The sequence below is a fragment of the Ornithinibacter sp. genome (genome assembly GCF_035443565.1).
In the GTDB taxonomy this organism is placed as follows: Bacteria; Actinomycetota; Actinomycetes; order Actinomycetales; family Dermatophilaceae; genus Fodinibacter.
In genome coordinates this window covers 1-1,508 of record NZ_DAORSO010000347.1, presented here as the reverse complement: position 1 = coordinate 1,508, position 1,508 = coordinate 1, and the positions used below count along the sequence as shown (strand labels likewise).

The window sequence follows — 1,508 nt, the reverse complement described above, 5'->3', positions numbered from 1 at the left end:
GGGTGAACTCACGCTCACCACTGTCACCGAGCACGACCCGCTCGCGCACGAGCGGCACCTCCCCGCCTGGGATGACGACTGCGACGGCATCTCCCACCGACGGCGCAACGGCATCCACGGCGTCCGTGCCCGGCCACGTGCGTCCGGTCACCCGCAGACGATCGACCCCCGGCGCGGCGATGCGGCAGTGGTCGACGGCGACGATCTCGTGCGAGCGGTGGCGGCGCAGCCCTGCGCGGCCGTCAGCCCCGATCGCGAACTCGACGCGGGTGCGCCAGTCCAGGCCACCGTCGTCCCCGGGCACGGGCTCGACCGTGACGTCGACGTCGAGGCGGGCCAGCCTGGCGAACTGCTCGCGCACCACGTCGGCCTTGAGCAGGCGCTGCCGCGGGAGCGACACGTGCTGGAGGTCGCACCCACCGCAGCGGCCCGGCCCCGACCACGGGCACGGGGGCGTGACGCGGTCCGGTGACGCCGAGAGCATCGCGACGGCATCCGCCCGAACGAAACGCTCCCCGGCACCCGTCTCGGTCACCCGGGCGAGCACCCGCTCGCCGGGCAGGGCGTGCCGCACGAACAGCACCTGCCCCTCGTGGCGGGCGATGCAGTGGCCGCCGTGGGCGATCGTCGTGACGTCGACCTCGACCTCGTCCCCGACGGCGAGGCTGCTCGCGTGCGGGGTTTCGCGTCCAGCCATCAGCCCTCACCTCGGCGCACATCGCCCGCGACCGGGCCGTCGAGGCGCTCCTCCATGCCCTCCGACGACGCCAGCTGCCACGGCACCGACGACACCATGACGCCCGGCGTGAACAGCAGGCGCGAGCGCAGTCGCAGGGCGCTCTGGTTGTGCAGGATCTGCTCCCACCAGTGCCCGACGACGTACTGCGGGATGTAGACGACGACGAGGTCACGCGGGTTGCCCGAGCGAATCGACTTGACGTAGTCCACGACGGGTCGGGTGATCTCGCGGAACGGGCTGTCGAGGGCCTTCAGCGGCACCGGGATGTCACGGCGAACCCACTCGGCCTGCAGCGCCTTCGTCTCGTCGGGGTCGACGTCGACGGTCAGGGCCTCGAGGATCGTCGGCCGGGTGGCCCGGGCGTAGGCGACGGCCCGCAGGGTGGGCTTGTGGATCTTGGAGACGAGCACGATGGCGTGCACCCGAGACGGCAGCATCTGAGCCTTGGTGTCGTCCTCGCGAACGGCCAACTCGTCCCGTACGTGGTCGTAGTGGCGGCGGATGCGGGTCATCAGCACGTAGAGAACCGCCATCGCGGCGATGGCATAGCCCGCGCCGTGCACGAACTTCGTCGCGAGCACGACGAGCAGCACGACGCCGGACATCGCGGCGCCGACACCGTTGATGACCCGGCTGCGCATCATCCGACCGCGCTCGGCCGCGTTGCGCTCCAGGCGAAGGTGACGGGTCCAGTGCCGCACCATCCCGATCTGGGACAGGGTGAACGACACGAACACCCCGACGATGTAGAGCTGGATGAGGGCGGTGA

General features: G+C 71.3%; 1 protein-coding gene and 1 pseudogene. Both read right to left on the bottom strand.

All coding sequences use genetic code 11. The features are described 5' to 3' along the window. A partial coding sequence (locus PLL68_RS15090) for a class I SAM-dependent RNA methyltransferase (protein WP_324535501.1) occupies positions 1-697 on the bottom strand: 697 nt, incomplete at its 3' end. Beyond that, positions 697-1,508 (bottom strand): annotated as a pseudogene (locus PLL68_RS15085) (DNA-binding protein); the annotation flags it as partial. The pseudogene PLL68_RS15085 and the gene PLL68_RS15090, both read right to left, overlap by 1 nt.